4 protein-coding genes and 1 pseudogene are annotated in these 5,101 nt (G+C 70.0%); 1 reads left to right on the forward strand and 4 read right to left on the reverse strand.

The window, feature by feature from the left end; translation table 11 throughout:
- Positions 1-72: 72 nt before the first annotated feature.
- The 3 genes from U9980_RS21840 to U9980_RS21850 all read right to left on the reverse strand — a co-directional run bounded on the left by U9980_RS21840 (position 73) and on the right by U9980_RS21850 (position 2,362).
- The gene (locus U9980_RS21840) at positions 73-1,215 is read right to left on the reverse strand and encodes an acyl-CoA dehydrogenase family protein (protein ID WP_322769635.1); all 1,143 of its coding nucleotides are present in this window, start codon (positions 1,213-1,215) and stop codon (positions 73-75) included.
- 377 nt (positions 1,216-1,592) lie between these two features.
- A complete protein-coding gene (locus U9980_RS21845; protein WP_322769636.1) occupies positions 1,593-1,748 on the reverse strand; it encodes a hypothetical protein in 156 nt (51 codons plus the stop codon).
- A 188-nt stretch (positions 1,749-1,936) separates the two neighbouring features.
- A complete protein-coding gene (locus U9980_RS21850) occupies positions 1,937-2,362 on the reverse strand; it encodes a hypothetical protein (RefSeq protein WP_322769637.1) in 426 nt (141 codons plus the stop codon).
- A gap of 281 nt (positions 2,363-2,643) precedes the next feature.
- Between U9980_RS21850 and U9980_RS21855 the strand changes: the two are divergent.
- A pseudogene (locus U9980_RS21855) lies at positions 2,644-3,120 on the forward strand (lantibiotic dehydratase); the annotation flags it as partial.
- A gap of 73 nt (positions 3,121-3,193) precedes the next feature.
- On the opposite strand, the gene U9980_RS21860 reads toward U9980_RS21855, so the two are convergent.
- On the reverse strand, positions 3,194-5,101 hold a 1,908-nt coding region (locus U9980_RS21860), incomplete at its 5' end, for a beta-ketoacyl reductase (RefSeq protein WP_322769639.1).

A 5,101-nucleotide genomic window follows, 5' to 3' on the forward strand; every position in this document is an offset into this window, starting at 1 on the left:
GGGCGTCGATCCCGTTCGCGTGCGCACAAGCATGCTGGAACGGGCCGTCCTGATCCTGCCGGCGTCGGCCGGTCAGACGCCGAGGGACTTCCCGATGATCTCCTTCATGATTTCGGTCGTGCCGCCGTAAATGGTCGTGATCCGGACGTCGCGGTATGCGCTGGCGACGGGGTACTCCAGGATGTAGCCGTAGCCGCCGTGCAGTTGAACGCAGGCGTCGACCACCCTCTTGTGCAACTCGGTGACCCACCACTTGGCCTTCGCCGCCCGTTCCGCGGTCAGCTCGCCGCGCGCGGACTGGGCCAGACAGGCGTCGATGAACGTCTCGGCGATGTCGAGTTCGGTGTCCATCTCGGCGAGCAGGAAGCGGTTGTGCTGGAACGTGCCGATGGGCTGGCCGAAGGCGGTGCGTTGCTTGGCGTACTCGAGCGTCGCGTCGAAGACGGTGCGAGCACCCGTGACGCCTGCGACCGCGATCGACAGCCGCTCGTCGGGCAGGTTGTGCATGAGGTGGTAGAATCCGCGTCCCACCTCGCCCAGCACGTTCGCCGCCGGGACGCGCACCTCGTCGAAGAACAGCTCGGCGGTGTCCTGCGCCCGCTGGCCGATCTTGTCGAGTTTGCGGCCGCGGGTGAACCCGGGCATGTCACGCTCGACCACCAGGAGGCTGAAGCCCTTGTGGCCGGCGGCGGGGTCGGTACGGGCCACGACGATCACGAGGTCGGCGTTGATCCCGCTGGAGATGAACGTCTTGGTGCCCGAGACGATCCAGTCGTCGCCGTCGCGCACGGCGCTCGTGCGGATGCCGGCGAGGTCGCTGCCGGCGCCCGGCTCGCTCATCGCGATGGCGCCGATCAGTTCTCCGGACGCGAAGCCCGGCAGCCAGCGCTTCTTCTGCTCCGGGGTGGCCAGCCGGATGAAGTAGGGCGCGACGATGTCGTTGTGCAGGCTCAGCGCCGGGGGGCCGGACGTGGCCCGGGCGAGCTCCCCGGTGACGATCGCGTTGTACCGGAAGTCGTCCACGCCACCGCCGCCGAACTCTTCCGGGACGTTGAAGCCGATCACGCCCTGCTTGCCGGCGGCCAGATACAGCGACCGGTCGACGATGCCGGCTTCCTCCCACCGTTGCTGGTGAGGGACGATCTCGCGGGCCACGAACTGCCGGACCAGATCACGGAACTGCTCGTGTTCGGAATCGAAGCCTGCCGAACCCATACCGCCTCCTCGACCCACCCTGAATCGCGGAACCCCGCGATTCAGGGTACGCAAACCCGACTGATCCCGCGCATCTGTCGCGTCTCGGCAGGGGTGGCGATCTCCCGTCCGGCGCAGATGTCACCGTCAGCGGACCCGTCCTCCAGGCAGGCTGGTGATGCTCCGGATTTCGGCGCTGGGTGTGGCCCCGGTGCGCCCGGGAGGCTGCTTCTCGATGAGGCTGCTGGGAACATCGAGTGGGTGAACGCTTTGGGCTGCCGTGGGTTCAACCTCCTCACCGGATCAGCTGTCGTGGCGGGCGTCGTGGGCGCTGGCCGCGTCCGCTACGTCGACCCGGCCCTCGTTTCTTATTTCGACGGTCAGCTGAGCGGGCACTACTACGCGGACATGCTGCTGTGCTGGTCGGCCGGGCGATGGCGTTCACCGATCTGGGAAAGGCGGCGTATCGCCTCGTTGCAGTAGGCACGGGCGAGCAACTCGTTCCCCAGGTCGAACGCGATATAGCCGAGCAGGCCGGAGAGCTTCCCGGCCACAACGATGTTGCCGCCGAGGACACGGACCGAACGTCTGCTGGCTCCGCCGGGTAAAAGCCCGCCAACCGGCGGATACCGCTTGGCCCGGCGGATCGCGCACGGTCCTCGCCACGCCTCCCACCGAGCGCGAGCCCTGCCGCGTACTCGCTGCCGGCGCCGACCTGGTGCCAAGTCCGGCGGCTGGAGGGTCAGCCGGGTGGGCGCAGGACGCCTGGAAGATCCGCTACCGACTGGTAGAGGTCCTCGAAGGCGAGGACTGTCGGGTCGTCGCGAAATGCCGTGAGTCGGGCTCTCAGGTGTTGGACCCGGTCGGATGCGCGTGCTGATCCGGCGCGGGCGTCGAGCCGGACGACGTGCGTGGCTTCCTCGACGGCCCGGTCGAGATCACCTGTCTGCGTGTATGCCTCGGCGAGCCAGGAGCGGTAGAGCGCGGCTTCGCGGGCGTGGTCCTCGTCGCAGCGGGCCACCGCGTCGACCAGCAGCGGCTCGGCGCGCTGCGGCAGGCCGAGCTCGACGTAGCAGCGGCCCGCCATCACCTGAATCTCGTTCTCGTCGAGCCAGTACACCCAGGTCGGTTCGTCGTCGGGGCGTCGCTGGTCGAAGTGCCGCTCCACCGCCGAGGTAGCAGCGCCGCGTGGCCTGGGTATGGCCGGCGTCCATCGCGACCCACCCAGCGAGCTGGCACAGCTCCGCGACAGCGGACAGCAGCCGACGTCCGAGGCGCTCGTCGTAGGTGGCCTCGTCGAGCACGGCGGTCGTGGCGGCGAGCTCCCGCGCGACCAGCTCGTGAAGATCCCTTCCGTCGACGAAGTCGTCCAGGCGGCGCAGTTGAGCGACTCGGCCCTCCACCTTGCAGATGAACGCCTCCCGATCAGCCTTCCCGCGCGGGTCTCCACGACCTGCGGTGGCTCGGTCACCAACCACTCGTGCACGCAGCGCAGCGCCGTGCCCGCGTCGATCCCCACGCTGTGGTCGATGTCGGCAGGGACGACCTTCCCGGGTCGGGGTCGATCTGCGGGTCGACTGTTCGGTGACGCTCCCGCCAGCGGTGATCCAGGAAGCGCGGGAGGCCGTCCATGTGCTCGTCGATGTCGCGCCGCGCCTGCTCGGCTGGGCCGCCTATCATTCCGCTTTCAGTGAGCGGTGGGGGCCGGGCGCGGCCGTGCCGCTGCGCGACGTCGTGGGCGTTCTCGGGTTCCCCGCCGGATACCGCGGCTCCTCGCGCCGTGATCCGGCGACGTTTACCGCCCGGGATGCTCTGCTCGCGAGGCTCGCCCAGGGGTCTGCCTTGGACGGACGCGCCGAGGTGGTCCTGGATGACGATCTGATCGGCCGGCTTCGGGGCGAGGACGACCGGCCGCCCGAACACCACCGCACACCGGTCGCCCGCGGACTCACCTTGTGCCCCGCGGGGCACACCACAGTCGCCGGCCCGCACCCGCGGGTCAGCCGGTCGGCTCGGCTCCGGTCGGCTCGGCTGGACGCAGCAGCTCCACCAGGTGATCGGTGATTGCTGTCACGGTCGGCTGCTGCCACAGCAGCGTGGCCGGCAGCTTCTGACCGAACCGTCGCTCCAGGCGCCGCCGGATCATGATGGTCATGACCGAATCGAGGCCCTGCTCGATCAGTGACCGGCGTGGATCCAAGGCCGTCGTGGGCAGCTTCATCTCGGCGGAGATCTGGGTGCCGACGTCGTCGAGCAGGTACCCGCGTAGCAACTCGGGCGGCAGGTCCGCGAACGGCTCGGCCGACGCGTCGGGCGCAAGCCCGTCCACCGGCGCGGATATGTCGCTCAGCAGCGGCGGTCGCTCCGCGCCGGGTTCAAGCTGGACGGTTCGCAGGACGGGATAGTGGCCGGGCCCTCGCCGGTCGGCGAAGTCCCACGCGTCGAACGCCTCGGCGGCCGAAATGGCGGTCACGCCGCGAGCGCGCAGCTCGGCATCGACGACGTCGTTCACCGCCATGCCATGGCCACGCCATGAGGTCCAACCGAGGCTCAGGGTGTCGGCCTGGCCGACCGTTGCCGCGGAGCCGTTGCGGTGCACCGCGAACGCGTCGAGGAAGGCGTTGGCCGACCCGTACGCGGCCTGGCCGGGCATACCGAGGAGCTGGCCGCAGGAGGAAAACAGCACAAGGAAGTCCAGGCTGCCGGGCGGGAAAAGGCGGTGTAGTACCAAGGCACCGTCCACCTTGGGCCGCAGCACTGCCCGGAGCGACTTCTCGTCGACGCCCATGACCAGCCGGTTGTCCAGGACACCGGCGGCGTGCACGACGCCTCGGATGGGCGGCAGGTCGAGGGCGTCGGACGCCAGCCGCCGGGCGGCCTGCTCCGCGTCGGCGATGTCGAGGGACAGTACCCGGATCGTGACGCCAGCCGCCTCCAGCGCACGGACCTCGGCGATCTTCCGGCGGGTCGGGCCGTCCGCCGGCGTGTCCCACAACGCCCGGGGCGGCAACCCATGCCGTCCTACCAGAACGATGCGGCGGGCACCGCGCTCGGCCAGCCAATGGGCGACCCGCAAGCCGAGTACGCCGAGACCGCCAGTGATCAGATAGGTGCCGTCGGAGCGGCATGCCAGTGGTGCGCGTACCGGCTCCCGCGACGTCAGGGCCAGCCGGGCGACCGATGCGACGCCGTCCCGCAGGGCAATGACGTCCTCGGCGGGTGCTGCCCGCAGCACCTGCAGCAGCGTTTCGGCCGCCGTGGCGGGGTCGTCGGGGGGCAGGTCGACCACTCCACCCCACAACTGGGAGTGTTCACCCGCCATGATCCGACCGAGTCCCCACAGCGGGGAGTGGGTGAGATGGCCTTCGTCCCGGCTCTCCCGCACGCCGATGGTCAGGCACCACAGCCGCGCGGACTTCGCCCGGTGTGGTCCGGCCATCCGCTGGGCGATCTCGGTGAGCAGCCATGCCGAACGCGCTGCGCTCCGCCCGACCGGCTCGCCGGGGTCGGCGGACAGTGGCAGGACCAATACGTCCGCCGGCTCGGTGAGGTCGCGCAGATCCTCCGGACCGGACACGACCTGGCACCTGCTTCCGGAAGCAGTCAGCCGCGTACACAACGCGACCACCAGGCTGCTTTCCTCGCCGACGAACACGACGTCCCTGGCAATGGCGCCGGCGGCTCCATTGGAGCCGGCCGTGGCCGGGTCCGGCAGCGCAAGGGGCCGCCAGGTCACCTCGTGGACCAGGTTGTGCGGACCCGCGGTCTCCATGGTCGCCCCGGAGCCCATCTCCGCCAGCCGCAGCCCGGCCAGGCGGGCCACAGTATTGCCACCCGCGTCGCCACCCGCGTCGGCGATGAGCACACTCAGCGCACCGTCCCGGGTTCGGTCCATGGTGATCTGGAT

Origin of the sequence: Protofrankia sp. Cr1 (assembly GCF_963555865.1) — a bacterium.
Classification (GTDB): Bacteria; Actinomycetota; Actinomycetes; order Frankiales; family Frankiaceae; genus Protofrankia.

Coding starts and splice junctions, on each gene's coding strand:
- U9980_RS21840 (WP_322769635.1), bottom strand. CDS start 1,215: ATGGGTTCGGCAGGCTTCGATTCCGAACACGAGCAGTTCCGTGATCTG.